The organism is Sphingomonas sp. (genome assembly GCF_024508665.1).
Classification (GTDB): domain Bacteria; phylum Pseudomonadota; class Alphaproteobacteria; order Sphingomonadales; family Sphingomonadaceae; genus Sphingomonas.
The window spans coordinates 555,362-578,584 of the sequence record NZ_JANINP010000007.1; the positions used below are offsets into that span (position 1 = coordinate 555,362).

Genomic DNA, 23,223 nt, shown 5'->3' on the forward strand with positions numbered 1-23,223 from the left:
TTGTGCGCGTTTGCCGTGTTCAATCCGCCCAGGCGGCATCATCGAGATGCAGTTCGGCGGCGGGACGCGACCCCCAATCGTCGACCTTGGGGCGGCCGGCGAGCCATAATTTCCGATCCCGCGGCGCCTGTAGCAGCGTCTGGCCGAGCAACGTGTCGGCGGAGCGGAACGCCATGGCCTTCAGGCTGCGGCCGTCATCGCCGGCGACGATGGCACGGACATGGCCATTGCCGACGACGTCGACACGGACGATTCGGAATGGCCCCGCCGCAACGCGCGGCGCGGGCCAGCCCATACCATAAGGGCCGCCCGCCTCCATCGTCTCGCACAGGTCTGGAGTCACCCCGCCCGGCGCGAGAAGGGCGTCGACCAGCAAGGCACGATCTTCGCGCGCATTGGCAACTGCCGCAGCGAGGCGCTCTTCCAGGAATGCGGCGAATTCGGGGATACGATCGACGTCGATCGTCAGCCCGGCCGCCATGGCATGACCACCGCCGGCGACGAGCAGACCCATCTCCTTCGCGGCCAGAACGACGGCGCCGAGATCGACACCGGTAATCGACCGGCCAGATCCCTTACCCGTGCCGCTATCATCGATGGCGATGACGATTGCCGGAATGCCAAGCTTCTCCTTGAGCCGCCCAGCAACAATGCCGATCACGCCGGGATGCCAGCCCCGGCCAGCGACCACCGCGACGGCGCTCCCATGCGGCAGCAGTTCTGCTTGTTCCTGAACCATGGCCTCGATCGCGCGACGCTCTTCATTGAGCCGGTCGAGTTCGGCGGCGATGCTGCGCGCTTCGTTCACGTCCTCGGTAGTGAGCAGCCGCACGCCGAGATCGGCGCGGCCGACGCGGCCACCCGCGTTGATTCGCGGCCCCAGCGCAAAGCCGAGATCGCTGCACGTCGGCGCACGCGTCAGCCGGGATGCTTCGACCAGCGCTGCCAGGCCGATATTGCCACGCTGCGCCATAACCTTCAGGCCTTGCGCGACGAACGCGCGATTGAGGCCCTTTAGCTGTGCGACATCGGCGACCGTGCCGAGCGCGACCAGGTCGAGCAGGTCGAGCAATTTCGGCTCGGCCCTCGGGGCGAAAAAGCCGCGTCCGCGCAACTCGCGCAGCAAAGCAGCCCCGAGCAGAAAGGCGACTCCAACCGCCGCGAGGTGGCCATGGGCGGCGCCGTCGCCTTCATCGAGCCGATTGGGATTCACCAGGGCGTGCGCATGGGGCAAAGCGGCGGCGCATTTATGATGATCGACGACGATGACGTCGACTCCGGCATCGCGCGCCATATCAAGCGCTTCGAACGCCTGCGCGCCGCAATCGACCGTGACGATCAGCGTGGCGCCGCCACTGGCGATCCGCACCAAGGCTTCACCCGATGGGCCATATCCCTCCATCAGCCGGTCGGGGATATAGACTTGCGGTGCGAGCCCCAGATCGCGCAGCAAGCGGATCATCAATGCCGCAGACGTCGCGCCGTCGACGTCATAGTCGCCGAATATCGTGATCTGCTCACCGGACTGGACGGCGTCGGCTAAGCGGCGGGCGGCCTTGTCCATGTCGTTGAAAATCGACGGATCCGGCATGAAACCCCGGATGCTCGGCGTTCGATTGGCCTGGAGCGCATCGCGTCCCACGCCACGCGCGAGCAGCAACTGGGTCACCATATCATCGGGTTGGAAGCCCGCATCGCGGGCGTCGGCTGCCAGCGCCCGCCAACGCCAGGCCTGGCCGAGAAACGATCGGGTGATGCCGGCGACATTGTCCATCGCCGCTCGTTTAGCCGCGCCCGCTCGGCTACGCTAGGCGGCTCTCGGCGCGTTTAGCGTCACCCCAAAATGGATACCGGCCATCCACGAAAGCCGATGCGGCCGCGAATACCGGGGGCACATTCCCGAGTCAGAGATCGACCTCGTGAGACCTCAAAGTTGGGTGACGCCGGCATCGCTGCGGCGGCGATCGAGTTTCCAACCCGACAGGGTCCACATCATGGGTCGGCCACAGCCGACGCATTCGCCGATATATCGGCCACCCTCGGGCCGCGAACTGGCCGGGTCGCGGCGATGCATCCCGACGGCGCATCCGAGCAATTGCATTGACATTACGCTATACCTTGTCCCGCACGATCCGCTCAACGAGTCCGAACCGGCCAAGTTCCCGCACTGCAGCAAACTCGCTCCGCCTCGTGGCGCAAACAGGGCTGTTGGTCGTGGAAAGGGTCAGGCCTCGGCCCGACCACCCGTCTTATCCGCGCTCACAGGCGCCAACGGAGGCTACGGGATCAGCGCACGGATCATCGGCGGCGACTAGCGCGCGGGTCCGCGCGGCGGGCTCAATAAACTGCCCAATCGTTCTCGCGGAACCATTTGGTGATGATGTATTTGACGCCCTTCACCACTGGCATGCCCTCGTGCAGCGTCAGCGTGTTGGGGCTGCCATCCGGGTTCATGTTGTTCCAGGCCAGCAACAGGCCGCGGCGCGGCGCGACGCGCAGGCCAGCTTGCGGGAACCAGGTCGCGCCGCCTTCCTCGACATCGTTGAGATAGATCATCGCGGTCCAGGTGCGTTGGCCGCCGGTCCGCTTCATCTCGGCCCAATATTTCTGATTTTCGTGGAAGAAATCGTGATGCGCGCGGAAATGCTGGCCGGGAGCATAACGCTGCCCCTGCATCGTCTCGCCTTTCGCCGGTGGGATACCGAGTAGATTGGCGATCGAGGTGTCGATCGGCGCGACATCGGGGGAATAACGGTCCATGTCGCAGCTTTCGCTGGTGCGGAACCCGTAATCCTCTCGATCGGCCAGCAACGTCGACGGACGGCGATTGCCGTCGATCATCCTGATCAGCATGTCGCACTGCGCAGGCGTGAGGAAGTTCATGTAGTAATAGGCTTGCGCCGCGCCGACCATCGCCGCCTGGACGTTGGGGTTGGCGTCCAACCGCGCCGCCACTTCGCTACCGACGCGGGCGCGCTCCTTGGATGCGCCGCCCGAGGGATTCTTCTTCCTGCCGAACATGGCGCGGTTTCTTCTCGCCTCGGGCGAAAAAGGCAAGGGCCCGGGAATAAATCCCCGAGCCCTCGTCCCCACGTGACGATCGTCTTACCAGAAGATGTCGTAAACCGTGTCGACCACTTCGCCCGTGTAGATGTCCACGAGCAAGGCATCGTTGTAATAGCGCACCCAGCGGTACGGCCCGTATACTTCCGGCAGACGGTAGTCGTACGGATCGTCGATCCAATAGCTCTGATTGAACAGGATCGAGTCGAGGATTACGCCGACCGAGAAGCGGCGATAGCCGTAGCTCCAGCCATAAGGCGCGTAGTAGCGCGGCAGGCGATAGGCATTGCGATTATACGAGCGGTAGCGTTGCCAGTCGTAACGCGTGTTTCCGCGCCAGCCGCGATTCCAGGTGCCGCCGCGATCGCGATCATTGTCGCGCCAGCGGCTGTCGCCGCCACGCCAGTTATTGCCGTTCCAGTTGCGGTTGTCGCCACGATTGCCCTGCCAGTTGCGGTCGGGGCGGTTGTCCCCATCGCGCCAGTTGCGATCGCGATTGTCGTTGCCGTCGCGCCCGCGCCAGCCACGATTATCGTCATTGCCACCGCGGTTACGCCAATCGCGATTGCCGTCGCGCTGCCCGTTGAGCTGAGGTGCCGGAGCAGGGACGGGGACCGCAGTCGCACCGTCGCCGCGATTGCCGCGGAAACCGCGCCAGCCGCCATTGTCGCCGCCGCGCCAATTGCGCTCGCCGCCGGCGTTCGGCACGGTCGCCCCGCCATTGCCACCGCGCCAGCCGCCGTTGTTGGCGCCGCCGTTGTTGCCGTTCCAGCGCGGCGCGGGGGCGGGCGCAGGAGCGGGAGCCGGGCTCGGCGCGGGCGAGGCATTGCCGCCATTGCCACGCCAGCCGCCATTGCCGCCGTTATTGCCACGCCAGCCGCCGCGATCTCCGCGCTGACCCGAATTCGCGTTCTGGTCGCCGCCACGGCCGCGCCAGTTGTCGCGATCCGCCGCCGAGGCGATCGCGGGCGTCATCGACACCGCCGCCATCAGCGCGAAAAGGATAGACTTACGCATTCGATTTTCTCCACTCGCCGGCGCACGAGCCGACCCTACGATAGCGCTTTTCTAGGCGAGTCGCGCTGACGGGTTTCTGAATTGGGCTGACAGCCAATTGAAAGGAATCGCTAGGGCTGAGGAGTCAGCGCCGGCACCACCCTGGCCGCGTCCTTGGGGTCGATGCCCGGACGAGGGCCGGTCGCGACGGTGTCGTCGCCGCGCTGGATGCGCCCCGCGCGCTGGATCGCCTCGACTAGCCGGGGATAGACGCCGCAGCGACAGATATTGGCGATGCTCTGGCGAATCTGCTCCTCCGAGGGACGCGGATTGTTCCGGAGCAGGACCGACGCGGCCATGATTATCCCGGGGATGCAGAAACCGCATTGGCTGACATTCTCGGCCAGGAACGCCACCTGGATCGGATGACTGCGGTCATGCGACAGGCCTTCGATCGTGGTGACGACACTGCCTTCGATCGATCCGATCGGCACCAGGCACGATTTTTTCGCCGCGCCATCGATATCGACGATGCAAGCGCCGCAATGCCCGGTGCCGCAACCATATTTGGTCCCGGTCAGGTTGGACGCGTCGCGCAACGCCCACAGCAGCGGCGTTGTCGGGTCCATGCGGTATTCGACCGGCTGATTGTTGACGGTGAACTTGGTCACGCACGAAATGTAGGCGGAAACGCGCCGTTTCCGCTAGCGGCATTGTTGGGTGTCGAGGCCGGGGCGATATTCTCTACATGACCTTACCCACTTTGTTCATTCCGCACGGCGGCGGCCCCTGCTTCTTCATGGATCCGGATGGCGGCCCGCCGGATCCGATGTGGCAGCCGATGGAGCATTATCTCGCCGGATTGATCGAGAGCCTGCCCGAACGGCCCCGCGCGATCCTACTGGTATCAGGCCATTGGGAGGAGAATGAGATCACCGTCCATACGGGCGCACGACCCGAGCTGTTATTCGACTATTACGGCTTTCCCGAACACACCTATCACCTGCGTTGGGATGCGCCTGGCGCACCTGAAGTTGCCCGGCGCGCTGCGTCGCTGTTACGTGGCGCTGGGTTCGCCACGCGAGAGGAAAATGCGCGCGGCTGGGATCACGGCGTGTTCATTCCGATGAAGGTCGCGGTGCCGGAGGCGAACATTGCACTCGCGCAGATATCGTTACGCGCCGATCTCGATCCCGCCGACCACATCGCGATCGGGCGCGCGCTGGCGCCATTACGTGACGAGGGCGTATTGATTGTCGGCTCGGGCATGAGCTTTCATAATTTGCGGGTTCGGGGTTCCGCGGCGGTCGCGCCCTCGACCGAATGGGACAGTGCGCTGACCGATGTCGTGACCGATCCTGATCCTGTGCGCCGTGCCGAACGCGTCGCCGCCTGGCGGGAATTGCCGCACGCGCAATTCGCCCACCCTCGCGAGGAGCATCTGTTGCCGCTGATGGTGGCGCTGGGGGCGGGCGGAGATGGTGCCGCCACGCGCGATCACGCGAGCAACGTGCTCGGTTGGGCGGTGTCGGGCTACCGATTCGGCTGATAACCTTCGCGGTAATACGTATTCGCAGATTGCCGCGACCGCTAAGCTGCGCCATCAAGGCATTCGAAACCGGTTCCAATTCGGTGACCCCAGCGGAGAGTGCTTTCAATGGCAATAAATACGGGCGCCGCGGCGGCAAACCCGGGCGGGACGGGCGATACGCATCAGGGGATCAACGCCCCCGGCCTGCAGGTGTTCGTCTTCGCCTTGTTCTTCATCTTCGGCGGCATCACCAGCCTGAACGATGTCATCATCCCGAAGCTGAAGGAGCTGTTCACGCTCAACTACACGCAGGCGATGCTCGTGCAGTTCTGCTTCTTCACGGCCTATGCCTTGATCGGCATTCCGGGCGCGATGCTGGTCAAGCGCATCGGCTATATGCGCGGCGCGGCAGCCGGCTTGCTGACCATGATGGTGGGCTGCCTGTTGTTCATCCCGGCGTCCAACACCGCCACTTATGGCCTGTTCCTGTTCGCCTTGTTCATTCTCGCGACCGGCGTCGTGCTCGTCCAGATCGTCGCGAACCCGCTGATCACGTTGCTCGGCAAGCCGGAAACGGCGTCGAGCCGACTCACTTTCGCTCAGGCGTTCAATTCGTTCGGGACGACGATCTTTCCGATCGTCGGCGCGATCCTGATCCTCGGAAGCCTGACCAAGGTCAGCGCGGCAGACCTATCCGGTCCCGCGCTCGACGCGTATCGTACCGCTGAAAGCCAGGCGATCGTCCACGGCTACCTCGGGCTGGCGGTCGCATTGGCGATCGTTGCGGCGGTCGTGTGGATGTTCCGCGACAAGCTGAAGGGCGAGGCGCATCAGGCGGGCGCCGGATTTGCCGGGGTCGATCTGCTCGGGCGCCCGCGTTTCGCGTTCGGAGCGTTGTGCATCTTCCTCTATGTTGGGGCAGAGGTTTCGATTGGCTCGCTGATCGTTAACTACCTGAAGCAATCCAGCGTGATGGGCTTGTCCACCGAATCAGCGGGCAAGCTGATCTTCGTCTATTGGTTCTGTGCCATGATTGGCCGCTTCATCGGCGCGGCGGTGTTGCGGTTCGTCAACCCGGGCAAAGTCCTGGCGGGCGTGGCGGTGGGCGCGATCGTTCTGATCCTCGTATCGACGCACACGACCGGCACGACGTCGGGCTACAGCTTGTTGCTGATCGGCCTGATGAACTCCATTATGTTCCCGACGATCTTCACGCTCGCTTGCGAAAAGCTGGGCGCTCGTGCGGCCGACGGTTCGGGGATCATCAACGTCGCCATCTTCGGTGGCGCGGTCCTGCCGGTCGCGACCGGTTTTCTCGCCGACACGACCGGCAGCCTCGCGCTGGCGCTGATCCTTCCGGCGGCATGCTATGCGGTTATCACGGCGTTCGGCATTTATGCGCGTAACCCCGCGCAGGATTATGCTGACGCTTGATCACGCCTAACGTGCCTTGGCGAGGGGCACGGGACGGCAAACAGGAAAGGGCGGGCGATGCGAACGGGATTGTTCATGGCGATCGCGATGTCGGTGATCGCGCCCTTGGCCAGCGCCGCGCCTGCCGACATTCCGCTGGTCAGTGCGAACAGCGGCAAGGTGACGACGCTGCGCCGCGGCCAACCCGCCAGGGTCGACCTGCAGACCAATGCCAGCACGGGCTATATGTGGAAGGTCGACGCCGATCGCGGGATCAGCGTCACGCTGGTCGCGACGGTCCCTACGCGGCCCGCTATGGTCGGCGCACCATCGGTCGCGACGTATCGCATCGTCGGCGCTAGGCGGGGCACGTACCGGATCGTGTTTCGGTATTTGCGACCTTGGGAAGGAAGAGCGGTCCGGACGGTCAGGTACACCGTCCGGATCGTCTGACCCCTTATCCGCTAATGTTCAGGCCGGCTTGGCGCCCGGTGTGCCGCATTTCACGAAGTGGCCTTTGGCGTTACGGCATTTCTTTCCGGTGACGGCGGGCTTGGGCTTTGGACAAGCAATAAAGTGCCCCTTGGCGTCACGGCAACGGTTGGCGGCGATCGATGGCGTCGCGACCATCGCGACGGCGGCAAGCGCGAAAGCGATCCGTAGCATAAACGACTCTCCTGCCCCTGAGTGGGATGTCGAGACTGCGCTCGATGCCGACCGTTCGCAAGCTTGCCTTTCTCCGCTGTCGCCAGCGGAGCGATACGACGGGTCAAGCCCTAGAATGCCGCGATACCGGTGATCGCCCGGCCCAGGATCAACGCATGGACGTCATGCGCCCCTTCATAGGTGTTGACCGTCTCCAGGTTCATCAGGTGGCGCATCACCTGATATTCGCCCGAAATGCCGTTGCCGCCATGCATGTCGCGGCTCATCCGCGCGATATCGAGCGCCTTGCCGACATTGTTGCGCTTGACGATCGAGATCATCTCCGGCGCGAACCGACCCTCGTCCATCAGGCGACCGACGCGCAAAGATGCCTGCAGCCCGAGCGCGATCTCGGTCTCCATGTCGGCGAGCTTCTTCTGGAAGAGCTGGTTGGCGGCGAGCGGCTTGTCGAACTGCTTGCGGTCGAGCCCATATTGCCGTGCCGCGTGCATGCAGAATTCGGCCGCGCCCAGCGATCCCCAGCTTATCCCGTAGCGTGCGCGGTTGAGACAGCCGAACGGCCCTTTCAGTCCCTGCACCTCCGGCAGCAGCGCATCCTCGTCGACCTCGACCTCGTCCATCATCACCATCCCGGTGATCGACGCGCGCAAGCTCAATTTGCCTTCGATCTTGGGCGCGCTGAGGCCTTTCATGCCCTTTTCGAGCACGAAGCCGCGAATGCCCCCGCCATGCGCATCGGACTTGGCCCAGATCACGAACACGTCGGCGATCGGCGCGTTGGAGATCCACGTCTTGGCGCCCGACAGCGAATAGCCATTGGCGGTCTTGGTCGCACGCGTGGTCATGCCGCCGGGATCGGAGCCGGCATCGGGCTCGGTCAGGCCGAAACAGCCGATCCACTCGCCGCTGGCGAGCTTGGGCAGATATTTATGCTTCTGTTCCTCCGAGCCGTAAGCATAGATCGGGTACATGACCAGGCTCGACTGGACCGACATCATCGACCGGTAGCCGGAGTCGATCCGCTCGACCTCGCGCGCGACCAGCCCATAGGACACGTAATTCGCGCCGACGCCGCCATATTCTTCCGGGATCGTCGGCCCGAGCAGGCCCAGCGCGCCCATCTCGCGGAAGATCTCCGGATCGGTCGTTTCGTTGGCGAACGCGTCGATGATGCGCGGTGCGAGCTTGTCCTGGGCATAAGCGCGCGCGGTGTCGCGGATCATCCGCTCATCCTCGCTCAACTGATCGTCGAGCAGGAATGGGTCCGCCCAGTCGAAATGCGCCATGCCAGCCATGATAATCTCCTTGTTGCCGTCCGCATTGTCCCGCCCGGCGGCTTGAGGCAAGGGGGTGGCATGAGCTTTCGTCCCCGCCGCAGCGCGCTGTTCCTGCCCGCGAGCAATCCGCGCGCGATCGAAAAGGCGAGGGGACTCGCCGCCGACGTCGTGATCCTCGACCTCGAGGATGCCGTTGCTCCCGACGCGAAAATAACAGCGCGCGCGGCTGCGATAGCGGCGGCCGATCAGGGGTTCGGGACGCGCGAAACGGTTATCCGGGTGAACGGCGGCGATACCGAATGGGGAGCCGCGGACCTGGCGGCAGTGCGGGATAGCGGGGCGATCGCATTGGTGCCCAAGATTCGCAATGCGGATGACGTCAGGACATGCCGCGATCGTCTCGGTTGCGGCACGCCGCTCTGGGTGATGATCGAGACGTGCGAAGCGCTCGGCCGATTGCAGGATATCGCCGAGGCCGACGTACAGGGATTCGTTCTTGGCGTGAACGATCTCGCGCTGGAGCTGGGTGCGCGGCCGGGTACGGATCGCGCCTGGCTGGCGCCGGTTCAGGCGATCGTGCTGGCGGCGGCGCGGTCACGTGGGGTGGTCGCACTCGACGGCGTCTGCAACGACTTTTCGGACGATGTACGGCTTGAGGCCGAATGCACGGCGGCGGCGGCTATGGGATATGACGGCAAGTCGCTGATCCATCCCCGCCAGGTCGATATCTGCAACGCGGCATTCGGTCCCGATGCCGCGGCGATCGAATGGGCGACCCGCGTGCGCGACGCATTCGCCAGTAGCGATGGTGGAGTGATCCAGGTCGACGGCAAGATGGTGGAAGCGCTTCACCTCGTTCAGGCGGAGCGGATTTTGGGGATGGTGTCGTGAGGATAGCAGGCGTCGAGCTCGGCGGGACCAAGTGCGTGTGCGTGCTGTCGCAGGATGGCGCGACCATCGTCGAGGCGCAACGGGTCGACACGACCGATCCCGAAACGACCATGTCGGCGATCGAGCAGGCGCTCGATCAGTGGCGCGGGTTCGACGCGATCGGTATTGCCAGCTTCGGGCCGATTGGAATCGATACCGGCGCCGCGACTTATGGCCACATCACTGCGACTACAAAGCCGGGCTGGGCTAATACCGATGTCGCGGGGCGATTGCGGCGCCGATACGGAGTCCCGACCGCATTCCACACCGATGTGGTCGGCGCCGGCTTGGCCGAGGGGCAATGGGGTGCGGCCAAAGGGCTGCACGACCACGCTTATATCACCATCGGCACCGGCGTCGGTGTTGGCCTGATCAGCCAGGACAAGCCGGTGGTCGGGCTGACTCACCAGGAACTCGGGCATGTGCGTCCGGTGCGGATGGCGGGCGATGATTGGCCTGGCATCTGCTCCTTCCACGGAGATTGCGTCGAGGGATTGGCCTCGGGTCCGGCGATCAAGGCACGCGCGGGAGTCGCCGCCAACGAGATTGCCGAGCATTCGCCGATCTGGCCCCAGATCGCGCATCCAGTGGCGCAACTCTGCCATACGCTGGTGTTGACCGGCATTCCGCGGCGGATCGTCTTTGGCGGCGGCGTGGCGCTGGGCGTGCCCTGGCTGCTGCCGATGGTACGTCGGATGCTCGATGAAAGCCTGGGCAGCTACGGCGACCGCTCGCTGCTCGGCGATCTCGATGCCTATATCGTCCCGGCTGCGCTGGGTGCCGAAGCTGGGCCGCTCGGCGCGATCCTGCTGGGGCAGCACGCGTTCGCCGCGAAATAAGATCGTTTACGGCGCCTTAACCCCGTTCGCTTACGTCTCCGCAATGACCTTGGGGCGTCGTGTACGTCCCACCAAGCGAGGGACTGCGCGCGGTGCGAATTCTGATCGTCGACGACGAACCGGCAATGCATGAGTCCTACCGGCACTGTTTCGAGCCGGTGGTGACCAATCATGACGCCCTGAGCGACATGGCCGTGGAACTGTTCGGCGATGCCTCCGTGCCGGTCGCGGGAGCAGCCGGCGCGACGTTCGACACCGTCCATTGCAATCAGGGTCTGGACGCGGTTGCCGCGGTCGAGGATGCGATCGCCGATGGCAATCCTTTCGCGGTCGCCTTTATCGATGTCCGCATGCCGCCCGGAATCGACGGCAAGGAAACCGCGATGCGCATTCGCGCACTCGATCCCAACATCAATCTCGTCATCGTCACCGGCTTTTCCGACTTCTCGCCGATCGAGATCTCGAGGGCAGCGGGGCCGGCCGACAAGATTTTCTACATCGCGAAGCCGTTCGAGATCGCCGAAGTAGTGCAGACCGCAACCGCGCTCGCCCATCGCTGGCAGGCCGATCGGGAGCTCGCCGCGGCAATGGCGAAGCTCGAGGAACAGGCGGTCGAGCTCGCCGCCAATGAGTCGAAGGCGCTGCACTTGGCGACGCACGATTCGCTGACCGAGGCGCCCAACCGATTGGCATTCCTGAAAGCTCTGACCGACAAGTCGCGCGGCGGCGGGATGTTCGCCGCGGCGATGATCGATCTCGACCGTTTCAAGATCGTCAACGACACGCTGGGGCATCTCGCGGGGGACGAACTGATCCGCGCGATTTACGCCATCCTGCAGCAATCGGCTCCGCCAGGCGCGATCGTCGCGCGGCTGGGCGGAGACGAGTTCGGTATCTTGTTCGATACGCTCGGCGAGCAGGCCGCTGTCATGGCGTGCGATCATATCATCGCCGCCTGCACCTCCAGCTTTCGCATCATCGGCCATTCGGTCCAGGCATCTGCCTCGATCGGGCTTGCGATCGCCGAAATCGACGGCAATCGCGACCCGACCGACCTTATGCGCAAGGCCGACCTTGCGCTCAACGATGCCAAGAAATCGGGTCGTGGCGTCGTCCGCGCCTATAATGACGGCATGGACGAAAGCGTCCGTTTCCGCCGTCGCATCGAAGGCGGACTGGGCCAGGCGATCGAGCGCGGCGAACTGAGCCTGGCTTATCAGCCGATCGTCGCGGGGCACGATATGGAAGTCGTTGGGTTCGAGGCGCTGTTGCGCTGGAACACCGACGAATTCGGCCCGATCAGCCCGGCGCTCTTCATTCCCATCGCCGAGGAATCAAACTTGATCCATGAACTCGGCGACTGGGTTCTGGACGAAGCGTTGAAGGTACTCGACCAATGGCCTGGGCAATATGTCTCGGTCAATTTCAGCCCGCGCCAATTCCGCCGCCTGAACTTTGTCGGCCAGGTCGTCGAACGCGTGATGCGTGCAGGCATCGCACCTGCGCGCGTCCAGATCGAGATCACCGAAACCGCGATCTTCGACAATGCCGAGCGCGCGGCCGAGACGCTCTACAAATTGCGCCAGATGGGCTTCCGCATCGCGCTCGACGATTTCGGAACGGGCTATTCGTCGCTCTACAATATCCGCAAGTTCGCGCTCGACTGCCTGAAGATCGACAAGAGTTTCATCGACGGCATGGGGCGTGAGCGTGAATCCGCCGCGATCGTCCAGTCGATCGTCCACCTCGGCCGCGCGCTGGGGCTGGGCGTAGTGGCCGAAGGGGTCGAGACCGACGCGCAGGTCCAGGCGTTGCGCCTCGCCGGGGCGAGCCATTTGCAGGGTTACTATTTCTCGCGACCGGTTTCGGCCGACATCGCGCGCGAGATCGCACACGAACGCTATATTGGCGGCGAGGACGATCTCGAGGGCGACGAATTCGCGATCCGGGCAGGCGACGGGACCAACGGCTGATGGCTTGGCTGCGCGCCACGCGCGGGCGCCGACTGTCGTTCGCATCGCTCGGCGGCAAGCTGCTCCTGATCCTCGCGTCGGTTGGGCTCATCGGCTCGATCGCACTGACTGTACTGCTCGCCCTGGTCATCACGCCCAGCTTCAATGCGCTCGAACGCCAGGCGATGGACGGACACGTCCAGCGGACGCGCGCCGCGCTCACCGATTTCGCGAGCAAGGTCGAAAGCTCGGTGCGCGATTATGGCGACTGGAATTCCAGCTACGATTATATCGTCAAGCCGACGCGCGCGTTCGAGCAGGAAAGCTTTTCGCCGCTGGCGATGGCCAATCTCGACGTCGACGCCATGGCCTATCTGCGCCCCGATCGCAGCCTGGTGATTGCGCGTTGGATCGACCCGCGCACCGGCAGGGAGAATGACGCACTACGCGACGCGATGGTCGCGGCGATCCGCCGGGCGCCGCTCGACGGCGCTATGAAGGGCAGCAATTCGGGCCATTTCTATATCCGCCTCGGCAAGATCGTGGCAGCGATTGGCGTCGCCAAGGTCAGAAAGAGCGACGGTACCGGCGTGCCGCGCGGTTATGTCGTCATGGCACGCCGGATCACGTCGGAGCAGTTGGCAAAGTTACTTCAGGTGCCGGCGCGTCTCGATCTCGACGGCGCCGGTGGTGACCTCGTCACGACCAGTTCGACGACGATGCAGATCGCGGTGCCGGTGACGGGAGCGGAAGGCAGGCCGGTGGCCGTCGCCAGCTTCGTGGTGCCGCGTGACGTTTCGCAACTCGGCCGCCACATGCTTTGGCTCGCGGTACTGGGATCGACCATTCTGCTCGCGCTCGTGCTCGCGGTGCTGAGCCGGATGTTCTCACTTCTCGTGCTCAAACCATTGGGTCTGGTCGAGGGGCATATGCAGCGCGTTCGCAACTCCGGCTCATTGACCCTATTGCCCGAGGATGTCGGTCGCCGCGATGAGATCGCCTCGCTCGGCCGCAGCTTCAACGCGATGCTGGTCCAGCTCAAGGAGCTACGCGAACAGGTCGAGGCGCAGGGTTTCGAGCTCGGTCGATCGGAAAGCGCGGTTGCGGTGATGCACAACGTCCGGAACGCGCTGAATCCGGTGTCGACGATCTTGTCGACCGGGATCGGCCAAGGCGCGCCGGTCGACCGTGCCCTGATCGAACGCGGCTTGGCCGAGCTGGCCGCCGCGGATGTCGCACCCGAGCGGCGGGAAAAGCTGGTCTCGTTCATCGCCGCCGCCCTCGATGCCGAAGACCGGCAGCGCGAAGACCGAAGCCGGCAGCTCGAAATCGGTCGCGACGCGATGCGCCAGGTGTTGGAGATCATTGGCGCGCAGCAACGACTCGCGCATGAGCGGCCGCCGCTCGAAGAATGCGATGCGACGCAGATCATCGCGCAGAATGCGACGATCGCGCGGCACTCCGGGAAGGGTGCCTCAATTGCGTTCAACTTCCCCGCGAAGAAATATCCGGTGATGGCCAATCGTGTGCTGCTGAGCCAGGTCGTCGGGAATCTGTTTTCCAACGCCGCCGAGGCTATCTCGGCGGCAGGCGGGTCGGGCAGCATCAATGTGACGATCGCCGAGACGAATGACGGCCGTGTGGAAATCGCGATCCACGATACGGGAGAGGGGTTCGATCCGGGCGGGACGCCACAATTGTTCCAGCGAGGCTTTTCGACCCGCCAGCATAAATCGGGCGGATTTGGTCTCCATTGGTGCGCCAACTCGGTGGCCGCGATGGAAGGTTCGTTGAGTCTCGAAAGCGATGGCGTCGGCCGTGGCGCGACCGCGCGATTGGTGCTTCGCGCGCCGGTAGGGAAAGCGACAAAGACCGATCTCGCTGCCTGATGGCGTCCTTGCTGTCGCGCTAAAGAAAGCGCGGCTCGCTTGCCGTTCTCACGCGTTTAAACGCCGTGAGAGGAGCAGACGATGACGGACGATCACAAGCGAGTGGTGCAACCACCGGCCCATACAGCCATGGAGAGCACACCAATCGACGTGCAGTGTGGAGAGATCGGAAACGGTCCAGGCTATTCGGGCCAGGAATATGACGCGAATGATTTCGCCGCCGACCGGGTGTCGAAGCAAAGCGCCGAAATGCCGACGCATTCCACCGAATTAGCCGACGACCGTTTCCCATCGGAAAATGGCCGCCGCGCGTCTTTCGATGCGCGAACCGGGGAAGTGTACGGAAGCGGCGTTGGCGCGGGGGGTGGCAATCCCGGAGAGGATTACGCCAGCGATCCGGCAGCCGGGGACGGCTACCCGCAGACCGGTCGCGGATCGGCGGAGAAATAACGAGGGTCTTGACGCCAAAGACGCCCGCCAGGGTGGCGGGCGTCGCATGGTAATCAGTTTCGAATGATCAGCCTCAGCTTATCGAGCGACCAAGCCTCAGAGCGGCGACACGTGAAAATATTTCAGCAAGCCGAGCACGAGCAACAGGACAGCAATCGCCACGATTACATTGGCGACATTGAAAGTGCTGCGTTCGACCACGGTGCGATCGTCGGTACGAATATCTGCCATCTGAACCTCCTACTGGCGCAATAGAACGCGATCGTAACGCCCGCGGTTCCGTTGCCGGCAGAGACCTGACTTAATCGCTGCCTGCCAGGAGCATGCTCGCTGTCAGACCAGCGGGCGTTGCTGTCGCGTATCGAAATGACCGCGTATAAGATGGAGGGCCCGGGCCAGGCGCGGTGTATCGATCAGGCCGCCCAGCGATATCCGTACCGCCTGATCCGCGCCTGGCGCGACACGGAAACGATCACCGGCGACGACCGACAAGCCACTCGGTCGCATCGCGTCGGCGAGTTCGGCCCCGTCGAGCCCGGCGGGCAGCGGAAGCCAGAGATGATAGCCTTGGCTATGCGCCCGATAGGGCAATCCTTCCAGGATATCGGCGGCGATAGCCTGCCGCCGCATCGCCTCGTTCCGCATCGCCTCGACCAACCGATCGTACCGTCCGTTGTCGAGCCAGGTTCGCACCATCGCCGCGTTGAGCGGCGGTGCCATGATCGCGGTTTCGTGAACATCGGCGGCGAGGCGGAGGGCGCTGCCGATATCGGGCGCGCGTACATAAGCGACGCGCAATGCTGGAGATATGGTCTTGGAGACGCTCGCGACATACCACGTTCGCTCGGGCGCGAGTGCGGCGATTGGCGGCGCGGGCGCGGTGCATAGCGCGCCGTACACATCATCCTCGATCACCGTCAGACCGTTCGCTCGCGCCGCCTGCGCGAGCGATTGACGCGTTGTTGCATCGAGTGTCGCCGCGGTCGGATTGTCGTTGGTCGGCACGATATACAATGCCCGGATCTGTTGCGCGCGACATGCGGCCGCCAAGACATCGCCGTCGATCCTGGGCAAGGGCACCAGCCGCAATCCCAGCCGCGCAGCCAGCACCTTGAATCCTGAATAGACGAATCGTCCGCACGCGACCGCGTCGCCGGGGCCGAGCGCTGTATTCGCGATCGCATGAAGTGCGTTTTGCGCACCGGGAGTAACGACGATTTGATCGTCCGATGCATCGACGCCGGCGCGGGCAATCAGCCTTGCCCCGGCGGCGCGGTCCGCCGTGCTTCCACCGGTAGGCTGGTATTGCATCCGCAACCCCGACCCATCGGCAAGCAAGGTCGCGATCGTGTCGCGCATGGTGCGGCCCAGCATGTCGCCAGGCAATTCGGGCGGCATGTTCATGCCGGTATCGATTCGCGCGGCATCCTCGATCTGGGCGGGCGAGGCGCCGCGCACGAAGCTGCCGGCGCGGCCATGCGCTTCGATCAGCCCGCGTTGCCGCGCCGTTTCATACGCCCTGGTTACGGTGGTGAGGTCGACGCCGAGCCGTGCCGCGAGATCGCGCTGTGGTGGCAAGCGATCGCCGCTCTTCAAATTGCCGCGCTCGATTGCCGATCCGAGCGCATCGGCTATCACGAGATATTTTGGCGCGCGCGTTTTGGTCAGGTCGGGCAGCCAGCCGTCAGTCATCGAAATTGTTGCCCTTGGTGCGGCCATGCAACTGGTTCCAGAGACGTTCGGTGCCCGCTTCCTGCGAGCGGTTCACATATTGTGATGCGACGAGCCAGCCTTTGATCGGGCGTAGCGGCAACAGGCAACCCGCCACCATGATCGGCACCGACGTTACCAAATGCACCCATATCGGCGGATTGTATGCCACTTGAATCCATACAACGATGAAGATCAGTGGTAAGGCGATCAGGCAGAGCGAGAAGAACGCCGGGCCATCGTCGGGCGCCGCGAAACGATAGTCCAATCCACAGCATTCGCAGGTATCGGTGACCTTCAGCCACGATTTGAACATATGCCCCTTGCCGCATCGCGGACAGAGCCCCTTCCAACCGGTTTCGAGGATCCAGCGGAACTTGTCGTTGCTATTCTGCGGGGGCGGCATTCGCTATCTCGGGTTATGTATGGAATGAGGTCCATACATAGTACAGCTTTGCGGCCAGCGCGAGGCCTTTCGAATTGCAAAACGCCGACATGCGGCTGCACGCCATGCACCGGGCGGATCGGACTGCGGGAGCCGGTCTCACGGTTGGTCGCGTTTAGGTCGCGATATCGGACGAACTGTGTGCGGGCGACTTGCCGGTGCAACACGCCGAGCCTATCGCTTCGGCAGCGAACCGAAAACAGCGGCGCGATCGAAGGGGTGTCTGGAAGGAAGCCCTATGCGTTTCGCATTTTCACCCACAGCCGTCTGGACCGTCATCGACAGCGCTAGGCATTGGCGGATCGCGCGGGATGCCGGCGATCCGGTTCAGCCGAGTCTGTACAGACGGCTGGAACGCTTCGGTGCCGGTCTGCTTGCACCGGTTTTCGATAGCGTGATGACCTTGTTCGAAGCAGGATTCCGGCGGCGTTTCCGTGCAGGCAGCCCGCTGGAGATCGGATTCTCGCGCGACGAACGTCATTTGGTCGCGCTGCTGGAGGGAGCCCGTACCGATGCAATCGAGCGGTTCGAACCCAGTCTCGCGAGCGCGATGCGCATAGCGCTCAACTCCGCTCGGATCATGCTGCTGTCGATCATAGGCGAGGTGGTCGGGGGCGAATCCGCATCCAACCCGGCCCCGCTCTTCTTTCCTGTGACGGCTCCACAGCGGATGCCGTCGCCTGACGTCATTCCCGTCCATTTCGGGCAATGAGCAGACGCTCGCGGCAGGGGTGCACCCAGCCGCGAGCCGTCTCGGCCGCTATTCCGCCGCAACCTCGGCGTCCTCGTCGGGCAGTGCGACGGGGCCGCGATCATTGGCCGCAGGCGTAGCCAGCATCGACATGCCCTTTTCCGACAGCAGCATGCCGATCAGCGCCTGAAGCGCGCCGCCGCCGGCACCCGCACCGGTCTCGCTGCCGGTGTTGATCTGCACCCTCGGCACGATATCGACACCCGACGTTTCCAGCGCTTGGGCCAGTCGTTCGATCACCTGACGCGTCAGCTGGAACTGCGCGCCGCCCGAAGCAGCCGCCTGCTTCTCGATCGTCTCGGCGGTGGCCAAGCCGGTCTTGGTGATACGGTCGGCCTCGGCGCCTGCAAGCGCCACGACTTTCGCCGCTTCACCCTCACCGACGATGCGGATTCGATCGGATTCGGCCTTGGCGAGCGTGCGCGTCTGTTCGGCTTCCTGCGCCGCCCGCTTTACCGCCGCCTTGCCCTGGTTCTCCTGTACAGTGATCGAGAGTTCGGATTCGGTGATGGCGGTTTGCTGATGCGCGCGCGCCTGTGCTTCACGCAGTTCCTTCTCGCCCTCGGCCGCGACGCGCTGTTTGGCATAGGTCGTGACTTGCTCTTCGGCGACTTGGCGCTCGCGCAATTGCTGCAGGACCTTTTCGATCTGGTCGTTGCCCGCGGCAGCGCGGGGTGTCCCGATCAGCACTTCCTGCAGCTCGAGATTATAGGCGGTGAATTTCGCGCGCATCTGATCGCCCGCCTGTTCCTGGATATCTGAGCGTTCCTGGAGCAACTGGATCAGCGTCTTTTTCTGCGCGACGTTCTTGAAATAGGCCGAGACCATCGGGTCGAGCGTCTGCTCGACCAGTTTCTTGATGTCGCCGAACCGCTGCACGACCAATGGCGCCTTGCGATAGTCGATATGAACGACGACCGAGAGCGGCAGGGTGGGTTCGAACGCGTCCTTGGTGATCAGCGACACCTCGGACAAATTCTCGTCGAACTTGTGCTGGCCGGTCATCTCCTGATCCCATTTCAGGATGAAGTTGGTCGTGGGTACGACCAGGATCTTCCCGGCATAGGTGTTGAACGCATATTTGCCCGGCAAGAGGGGCTCGCTCCACACGCCCCGCGTACCGCGATCGACCAACTCGCCATGGCGATAATCGTCGCCCGAAGTATCGGCACCGCTGTCGCCGGTATAGCTGATGACGACGCCGACATGGCCGACCTCGATCACGGTCTTGGCGACCATCTCGACCGTCGCGAACAGGCGGTTGATGAAATAGCTGCCCTCGACCAGCACCTGGAGTTGGCGGCCGCGCCGGCCGCCGGCCGCGATGAACTTCTCCGGATCCTGGAAGCTGTTGTGGAACGTCGCGATGTCGTCCTGGTCGGTGCCGACTTCCGGTGCGATGATCTGGTCGGCGGTCAGCGCCGGACCGTCATGCACCGTGACGATGCCGATCATGTCGGACGCGTCCTTGATCACGACCGATTCGAAACCCGATCGTTCTTCGATTACGCGTTGCATGTTGCTGAACAGATCGAAGTCGTTCGCTTCGAGCATCAGGCCGTAGAGATGTTCGCGCGTGATGATGACGAACTGCGCTAGGTTGATGGCATAGGTGCCTTCGCGCAGGATCGCGCGCTGCGGACCCTTCTGCCCTCCATCTTCCAGGAAGCGGCGCACGTCGAGGAAATCGGCGGTGCGCAAATTGCTCGCCAGCGTCTGGGTCGGCCCCAGCGGGGCGCCGTCGCGCGCGAAGACATAGCCGATCTGGCCCTGGGGAATGGTCACCAGCGGCTGCGAATGGACGCGATACTGGAACGGCATGAAGAAGTGATAGCCGCCGCGCAGGACGATCGGCTGATAGCCGGCCTCGCCATTGAGGGCGATCAGGCCGGAGGTGACGGAGCCGTTGCGACTCCACAATTTCTCGACGATCGCGACGCGGTTGTTGCGCACGTAGCGAACGCAGCGAGAGAGGACGAACAGACAAGCGACGACGAGGGCCACGACGGCCGAAGCGCCGAGCACATACATATTTGTCATCTGTGGTGGGTGTCCTTGGGACCTAAAGAAGAGCGCACGATCACGCTCCGCCTCTATTTAATGCGCCCCAAGTCTAGCTGCCAGCGAAATCGGAAGGGCCGTACCGATTTTCGACGTAGCGCGCCACCGCGCGCGCGTCACCATGGTCGAGTCTACTTTGCTCGGCGAGCAAGCCGCTCAACGTGTCTGCGATCCGTTGCAGTGACCGAGTCGCAAGTGCCAGAATGTCGGGTCGGGATTCGTCGGAAGCAGTGGCGTTCGCCACCGCCATAGCGTGGACGACTTGCGCGAGGTCGCGCGACAATGCTTGATACCTTTCGTCGTCATGGTTCCACCTTGGTTGGGCGAGGGTATCGACGAGGCGGCGAAGGCCGGCATCGGGTAGCGATCGTGCCTCGGCCAGCGCGTTTGTGACCCGCATTCTGGAGTCGGTCGCGGTGCGACTGGAATTGGTCGTATCACGGCCATGGCGGCGAAGGCCGAGCAACGGTTCGACAGCAGCCGCGGCAAATGTCGCTGCCAGCGCCAGCGTCGCATAGCCTGCGAGGAACCAGCCGCTATACCCAAGCGCGAGGCGGGCGAGTTCGCCAAGCGGGGCCCCCGCCGGCGCGGCAAACAGCGTAGCCACCGCGACTGTCACCAAGTAGACGGGCACTGCAAAATGCAGGAAAGCGCCGCCGACGATGCGCCAGGCGCGGATCGGAGCTCTAGCGATCAGGGTAGGGCGTACCGACACGCTGTTCATGGACGTTGCGGCCCTCCTTCGAGCCCGCGACCAACCGCAGCGAATGTGGGGAAAATCTGGCGGGCCGCAAGAGGGAGTCTCAGGCCGCGCGGTCGCGGCCGACGTCGTCCTTCCGCCGAAGATACGGCGCGACCAGATTGCGCGATCGGAACCATTCCTGACGCTCGGGGCTCAGCGTCGCGAAATTGCCGATCACGCGCCGGCAATCGGGCGCCCTGCACTGGCAGATCATGTGCCAGTTCGATTCCGCCAGCGTGGTCGAATAATCCCAGCAGATCTCCTCGCCCGGCGCGATGTCACGGATCGCCACCAGCACCACGCCCTGATCGGTGAAACGCAGCCCGGCATTGGGCGCGCAACTATGGTTGACCAGGTCGTCGATCCGGCCGGATGGGCCCATATAATGATCGGGCGTGACCTGGACGTACCGGTCCGATTGGCCGCGCATCAGGCTGGGAATGCGGTCGGCGCGGAAGCGGCGCCCGGTGAACGACATCAGCCGGTCGCCTTCGGCGAACGGCACGGCTGCGAACACCGCCTTGCCGAGATGGTTCTCGCCCACCGCGAACAGGTTGGTGGGAGTGCGGACCGCATCGAGTATGTAGAAGCGGCCCCTTCGGAAGCCCAGCGAGCGTAATGGATTGATCGTCGCCAGCCCGACCATGAACCAGATGCTCGCGTGGCAGACCAGTTCGATCAGGATATAGGCATATTCGCCGACCGGGCTGCCCGGTGTGCGTGCGGCGACCATCAACGTCGCGAGGTCGCCCAGCGTCCAGAGGCCCCAGGCAGGCGAGCGCTCGCGCCCGCGATCGGCGACGACGCTGGCCCAGGTCGGCCAGAAGCTCACGGGCACGGCGGCCACCACCAGCATATGCGCCCAGAAAGCATCGCGGAACATCGCCCAGATCGCCAGGGCGCCAAGGCTGGTCGCGATGCAGAATATTTCAGTGTGCGTCGGGACGGTCCAGGCGGACCTGCGCCACAAGGCGATCGTGATCGCCACACAAGCGACGGTCGCGAACAGGAACACCCAGCGCTGCAGTCCGTCGGGGTTCACCGCGGCGTAGGTCGACGCCTCGACCGCGGTCGCCGCCGACCAGATCAGCCACGATGCGCGATTGGGCTCGACCAGATCCCGCTTCAGTCCCGTCAAATAGGCCGCATAGCCCGCGAAACTCGCGGCCAATGCCAATAGGAACAGGACCTGGACCATTCACCCCCGCTCGGCATGTCCGTCATGCACAACGCGGTATTTACCATGTTGCCAGGAATCCGTCTATTCGAAACCCAAGGAGTCAGCACGAGTCGTTAAGACCCCGGTGTTCGATTCCGTTGTTAGGGGACAGGCGAAGCGGCAGGGTATTAACCGCCGACCAAGCCCGATATTGGCCGGCCCGACACAATCTCAATACGGATTGAGCTTGCCGTCGTCGCGCGCATCGGCCGCCAGATCGAAGCGCTGTTGCGCGGCCTGGATCACCGTCAGATGGTCGACCGCCCAGCGCGCGAGTTCGCCGACCGGCTGCTGCAAGGATTGGCCGAGTTCGGTCAGTTCATAATCGACCCGGGGTGGAATGCTGGGGGTGACGGTTCGCGTGACCAGACCGTCTCGCTCCAACCCGCGCACCGTCAGTGTCAGCATGCGTTGCGAGATGCCCTCGACCGAACGCCGCAATTCGCTGAACCGCTTCGGCCCATCTGCCAGCGCGTTGATCGTCAACATACTCCATTTGTCGCCGACGCGCTGGAGTACGCCGGTCACGCCGCGGCATTGCGGTCCATGGGGATTCACTATCGGACCCTTCGGTTACATCGTTGATACCGGGGCACATAATTGATCCTCATCGCCAAAAATGTGCCTTCTTGTGACGCGAATGATGACGGTTATCTAGCGTGCCTCAGTAACTAATCAATACCAGCGAGGCACCATGATCATCCTTCATGTCGACAGCAGCATCACTGCCGAAAACAGCGTCACCCGCTCGATCGGGGAGGCGGCGATCGCCAGGTTGAGGACGCTCCACCCCGATGCCGAAGTCCGGCGTCGCGACCTCGCCTCGGATCCGCTTGGGCATGTGACCCTGGGTGATCTCGGCGACGCGTCGATCGCCGAGGAATTCCTGTCCGCCGACGTCATCGTGGTCGGCGCGCCGATGTACAATTTCAGCATTCCCTCCAACCTGAAGGCGTGGATGGACCGTCTCGCGATCGCCGGCATCACCTTCCGCTACAGCGATAAGGGTGCGGAAGGATTGGCCGGTGGACGCAAGCTGATCATCGCGTCGGCGCGTGGCGGCTTTTACGGGTCGGACACCCGGCAGGCCTGGCTCGACCATCAGGAAACCTATCTCCGCGGCTTCTTCGAGTTCCTGGGCGTGACCGACATCGCTTTCGTGCGTGCGGAGGGGATTGCGATGGGCCCTGACGCGCGGGCCAAGGCGCTCGAGGATGCGAAGACCCAAGCGGCCGCGATCGCGGCCTAGCCTCGGACGGCGGACACAAAAAAAGCCGCCTTCCCCGAAG

24 protein-coding genes are annotated in these 23,223 nt (G+C 63.8%); 10 read left to right on the plus strand and 14 right to left on the minus strand.

Annotation, left to right across the window (positions count from 1 at the left end; all coding sequences use genetic code 11):
* Positions 1-19: 19 nt before the first annotated feature.
* The 5 genes from recJ to Q0L25_RS17860 all read right to left on the minus strand — a co-directional run bounded on the left by recJ (position 20) and on the right by Q0L25_RS17860 (position 4,730).
* Complete coding sequence (gene recJ, locus Q0L25_RS17840) at positions 20-1,774, minus strand: single-stranded-DNA-specific exonuclease RecJ (RefSeq protein WP_296616618.1); 1,755 nt, start codon at positions 1,772-1,774, stop codon at positions 20-22.
* A 153-nt stretch (positions 1,775-1,927) separates the two neighbouring features.
* The gene (locus tag Q0L25_RS17845) at positions 1,928-2,074 is read right to left on the minus strand and encodes a hypothetical protein (protein ID WP_296616620.1); all 147 of its coding nucleotides are present in this window, start codon (positions 2,072-2,074) and stop codon (positions 1,928-1,930) included.
* 263 nt (positions 2,075-2,337) lie between these two features.
* Positions 2,338-3,021 (minus strand): 2OG-Fe(II) oxygenase, encoded by a 684-nt coding sequence (locus tag Q0L25_RS17850; protein WP_296616622.1) that lies wholly within the window; start codon positions 3,019-3,021, stop codon positions 2,338-2,340.
* 84 nt (positions 3,022-3,105) lie between these two features.
* Positions 3,106-4,080: an RcnB family protein gene (locus tag Q0L25_RS17855; protein ID WP_296616623.1), complete on the minus strand. Its 975-nt coding sequence runs from the start codon at positions 4,078-4,080 to the stop codon at positions 3,106-3,108.
* Positions 4,081-4,190: 110 nt separating this feature from the next.
* Complete coding sequence (locus Q0L25_RS17860) at positions 4,191-4,730, minus strand: (2Fe-2S)-binding protein (RefSeq protein WP_296616625.1); 540 nt, start codon at positions 4,728-4,730, stop codon at positions 4,191-4,193.
* Between the two features lie 77 nt (positions 4,731-4,807).
* On the opposite strand from Q0L25_RS17860, the gene Q0L25_RS17865 reads away from it, so the two are divergent.
* From Q0L25_RS17865 to Q0L25_RS17875, 3 genes are all read left to right on the plus strand, one after another.
* A complete protein-coding gene (locus Q0L25_RS17865; RefSeq protein WP_296616627.1) occupies positions 4,808-5,608 on the plus strand; it encodes a class III extradiol ring-cleavage dioxygenase in 801 nt (266 codons plus the stop codon).
* A gap of 108 nt (positions 5,609-5,716) precedes the next feature.
* Entirely contained in the window at positions 5,717-7,024 is a 1,308-nt protein-coding gene (locus tag Q0L25_RS17870; RefSeq protein ID WP_296616628.1) for a sugar MFS transporter, read from the plus strand.
* Between the two features lie 57 nt (positions 7,025-7,081).
* Positions 7,082-7,456 (plus strand): protease inhibitor I42 family protein, encoded by a 375-nt coding sequence (locus Q0L25_RS17875; protein ID WP_296616630.1) that lies wholly within the window; start codon positions 7,082-7,084, stop codon positions 7,454-7,456.
* Positions 7,457-7,474: 18 nt separating this feature from the next.
* On the opposite strand, the gene Q0L25_RS17880 is transcribed toward Q0L25_RS17875, so the two are convergent.
* Positions 7,475-7,669 (minus strand): hypothetical protein, encoded by a 195-nt coding sequence (locus Q0L25_RS17880; protein ID WP_296616632.1) that lies wholly within the window; start codon positions 7,667-7,669, stop codon positions 7,475-7,477.
* 110 nt (positions 7,670-7,779) lie between these two features.
* Complete coding sequence (locus Q0L25_RS17885) at positions 7,780-8,964, minus strand: acyl-CoA dehydrogenase (protein ID WP_296616633.1); 1,185 nt, start codon at positions 8,962-8,964, stop codon at positions 7,780-7,782.
* A 60-nt stretch (positions 8,965-9,024) separates the two neighbouring features.
* On the opposite strand from Q0L25_RS17885, the gene Q0L25_RS17890 reads away from it, so the two are divergent.
* The 5 genes from Q0L25_RS17890 (at position 9,025) to Q0L25_RS17910 (ending at position 15,006) form a co-directional block, all read left to right on the plus strand.
* Complete coding sequence (locus tag Q0L25_RS17890) at positions 9,025-9,837, plus strand: CoA ester lyase (protein WP_296616635.1); 813 nt, start codon at positions 9,025-9,027, stop codon at positions 9,835-9,837.
* Positions 9,834-10,715, plus strand: a complete 882-nt coding sequence (locus Q0L25_RS17895) for an ROK family protein (protein ID WP_296616640.1) — start codon at positions 9,834-9,836, stop codon at positions 10,713-10,715. Before Q0L25_RS17890 ends, Q0L25_RS17895 begins: the two co-directional genes overlap by 4 nt.
* A 92-nt stretch (positions 10,716-10,807) precedes the next feature.
* Positions 10,808-12,688: an EAL domain-containing protein gene (locus tag Q0L25_RS17900; protein ID WP_296616642.1), complete on the plus strand. Its 1,881-nt coding sequence runs from the start codon at positions 10,808-10,810 to the stop codon at positions 12,686-12,688.
* A complete protein-coding gene (locus Q0L25_RS17905; RefSeq protein WP_296616644.1) occupies positions 12,688-14,556 on the plus strand; it encodes a CHASE4 domain-containing protein in 1,869 nt (622 codons plus the stop codon). The genes Q0L25_RS17900 and Q0L25_RS17905 overlap by 1 nt, the downstream gene beginning before the upstream one ends.
* A gap of 81 nt (positions 14,557-14,637) precedes the next feature.
* Positions 14,638-15,006 carry a hypothetical protein gene (locus Q0L25_RS17910; protein ID WP_296616646.1) on the plus strand — a complete coding sequence of 123 codons (369 nt, stop codon included), beginning with the start codon at positions 14,638-14,640 and terminating at the stop codon, positions 15,004-15,006.
* A gap of 96 nt (positions 15,007-15,102) precedes the next feature.
* On the opposite strand, the gene Q0L25_RS17915 is transcribed toward Q0L25_RS17910, so the two are convergent.
* From Q0L25_RS17915 to Q0L25_RS17925, 3 genes are all read right to left on the minus strand, one after another.
* A complete protein-coding gene (locus tag Q0L25_RS17915) occupies positions 15,103-15,237 on the minus strand; it encodes a hypothetical protein (RefSeq protein WP_296616648.1) in 135 nt (44 codons plus the stop codon).
* 102 nt (positions 15,238-15,339) lie between these two features.
* The gene (locus Q0L25_RS17920; protein WP_296616649.1) at positions 15,340-16,698 is read right to left on the minus strand and encodes a PLP-dependent aminotransferase family protein; all 1,359 of its coding nucleotides are present in this window, start codon (positions 16,696-16,698) and stop codon (positions 15,340-15,342) included.
* Positions 16,691-17,122, minus strand: a complete 432-nt coding sequence (locus tag Q0L25_RS17925) for a DUF983 domain-containing protein (RefSeq protein ID WP_296616651.1) — start codon at positions 17,120-17,122, stop codon at positions 16,691-16,693. Before Q0L25_RS17925 ends, Q0L25_RS17920 begins: the two co-directional genes overlap by 8 nt.
* 277 nt (positions 17,123-17,399) lie before the next feature.
* On the opposite strand from Q0L25_RS17925, the gene Q0L25_RS17930 reads away from it, so the two are divergent.
* A complete protein-coding gene (locus Q0L25_RS17930) occupies positions 17,400-17,873 on the plus strand; it encodes a hypothetical protein (protein ID WP_296616653.1) in 474 nt (157 codons plus the stop codon).
* Positions 17,874-17,921: 48 nt separating this feature from the next.
* Here the strand turns inward: Q0L25_RS17930 and Q0L25_RS17935 are convergent, their stop codons facing one another.
* The 4 genes from Q0L25_RS17935 to Q0L25_RS17950 all read right to left on the minus strand — a co-directional run bounded on the left by Q0L25_RS17935 (position 17,922) and on the right by Q0L25_RS17950 (position 22,492).
* Entirely contained in the window at positions 17,922-19,952 is a 2,031-nt protein-coding gene (locus Q0L25_RS17935; RefSeq protein WP_296616655.1) for an SPFH domain-containing protein, read from the minus strand.
* Positions 19,953-20,025: 73 nt separating this feature from the next.
* Positions 20,026-20,697: a hypothetical protein gene (locus tag Q0L25_RS17940; RefSeq protein WP_296616657.1), complete on the minus strand. Its 672-nt coding sequence runs from the start codon at positions 20,695-20,697 to the stop codon at positions 20,026-20,028.
* 79 nt (positions 20,698-20,776) lie between these two features.
* The gene (locus tag Q0L25_RS17945; RefSeq protein ID WP_296616659.1) at positions 20,777-21,913 is read right to left on the minus strand and encodes an SET domain-containing protein; all 1,137 of its coding nucleotides are present in this window, start codon (positions 21,911-21,913) and stop codon (positions 20,777-20,779) included.
* A 192-nt stretch (positions 21,914-22,105) separates the two neighbouring features.
* Positions 22,106-22,492, minus strand: a complete 387-nt coding sequence (locus Q0L25_RS17950) for a helix-turn-helix domain-containing protein (protein WP_245661884.1) — start codon at positions 22,490-22,492, stop codon at positions 22,106-22,108.
* 136 nt (positions 22,493-22,628) lie between these two features.
* On the opposite strand from Q0L25_RS17950, the gene Q0L25_RS17955 reads away from it, so the two are divergent.
* Positions 22,629-23,183: an NAD(P)H-dependent oxidoreductase gene (locus Q0L25_RS17955; RefSeq protein ID WP_296616663.1), complete on the plus strand. Its 555-nt coding sequence runs from the start codon at positions 22,629-22,631 to the stop codon at positions 23,181-23,183.
* Positions 23,184-23,223: the final 40 nt, after the last annotated feature.

Bases quoted from the DNA above. Each gene is read 5' to 3' on its own strand.
- Q0L25_RS17920 (WP_296616649.1), bottom strand. From the start codon at position 16,698: ATGACTGACGGCTGGCTGCCCGACCTGACCAAAACGCGCGCGCCAAAA.
- recJ (WP_296616618.1), bottom strand. From the start codon at position 1,774: ATGGACAATGTCGCCGGCATCACCCGATCGTTTCTCGGCCAGGCCTGG.
- Q0L25_RS17870 (WP_296616628.1), top strand. From the start codon at position 5,717: ATGGCAATAAATACGGGCGCCGCGGCGGCAAACCCGGGCGGGACGGGC.
- Q0L25_RS17955 (WP_296616663.1), top strand. From the start codon at position 22,629: ATGATCATCCTTCATGTCGACAGCAGCATCACTGCCGAAAACAGCGTC.
- Q0L25_RS17865 (WP_296616627.1), top strand. From the start codon at position 4,808: ATGACCTTACCCACTTTGTTCATTCCGCACGGCGGCGGCCCCTGCTTC.
- Q0L25_RS17940 (WP_296616657.1), bottom strand. From the start codon at position 20,697: ATGAACAGCGTGTCGGTACGCCCTACCCTGATCGCTAGAGCTCCGATC.
- Q0L25_RS17905 (WP_296616644.1), top strand. From the start codon at position 12,688: ATGGCTTGGCTGCGCGCCACGCGCGGGCGCCGACTGTCGTTCGCATCG.
- Q0L25_RS17925 (WP_296616651.1), bottom strand. From the start codon at position 17,122: ATGCCGCCCCCGCAGAATAGCAACGACAAGTTCCGCTGGATCCTCGAA.
- Q0L25_RS17915 (WP_296616648.1), bottom strand. From the start codon at position 15,237: ATGGCAGATATTCGTACCGACGATCGCACCGTGGTCGAACGCAGCACT.
- Q0L25_RS17945 (WP_296616659.1), bottom strand. From the start codon at position 21,913: ATGGTCCAGGTCCTGTTCCTATTGGCATTGGCCGCGAGTTTCGCGGGC.
- Q0L25_RS17930 (WP_296616653.1), top strand. From the start codon at position 17,400: ATGCGTTTCGCATTTTCACCCACAGCCGTCTGGACCGTCATCGACAGC.
- Q0L25_RS17885 (WP_296616633.1), bottom strand. From the start codon at position 8,964: ATGGCTGGCATGGCGCATTTCGACTGGGCGGACCCATTCCTGCTCGAC.
- Q0L25_RS17890 (WP_296616635.1), top strand. From the start codon at position 9,025: ATGAGCTTTCGTCCCCGCCGCAGCGCGCTGTTCCTGCCCGCGAGCAAT.
- Q0L25_RS17855 (WP_296616623.1), bottom strand. From the start codon at position 4,080: ATGCGTAAGTCTATCCTTTTCGCGCTGATGGCGGCGGTGTCGATGACG.
- Q0L25_RS17880 (WP_296616632.1), bottom strand. From the start codon at position 7,669: ATGCTACGGATCGCTTTCGCGCTTGCCGCCGTCGCGATGGTCGCGACG.
- Q0L25_RS17935 (WP_296616655.1), bottom strand. From the start codon at position 19,952: ATGACAAATATGTATGTGCTCGGCGCTTCGGCCGTCGTGGCCCTCGTC.
- Q0L25_RS17910 (WP_296616646.1), top strand. From the start codon at position 14,638: ATGACGGACGATCACAAGCGAGTGGTGCAACCACCGGCCCATACAGCC.
- Q0L25_RS17875 (WP_296616630.1), top strand. From the start codon at position 7,082: ATGCGAACGGGATTGTTCATGGCGATCGCGATGTCGGTGATCGCGCCC.
- Q0L25_RS17845 (WP_296616620.1), bottom strand. From the start codon at position 2,074: ATGCATCGCCGCGACCCGGCCAGTTCGCGGCCCGAGGGTGGCCGATAT.
- Q0L25_RS17850 (WP_296616622.1), bottom strand. From the start codon at position 3,021: ATGTTCGGCAGGAAGAAGAATCCCTCGGGCGGCGCATCCAAGGAGCGC.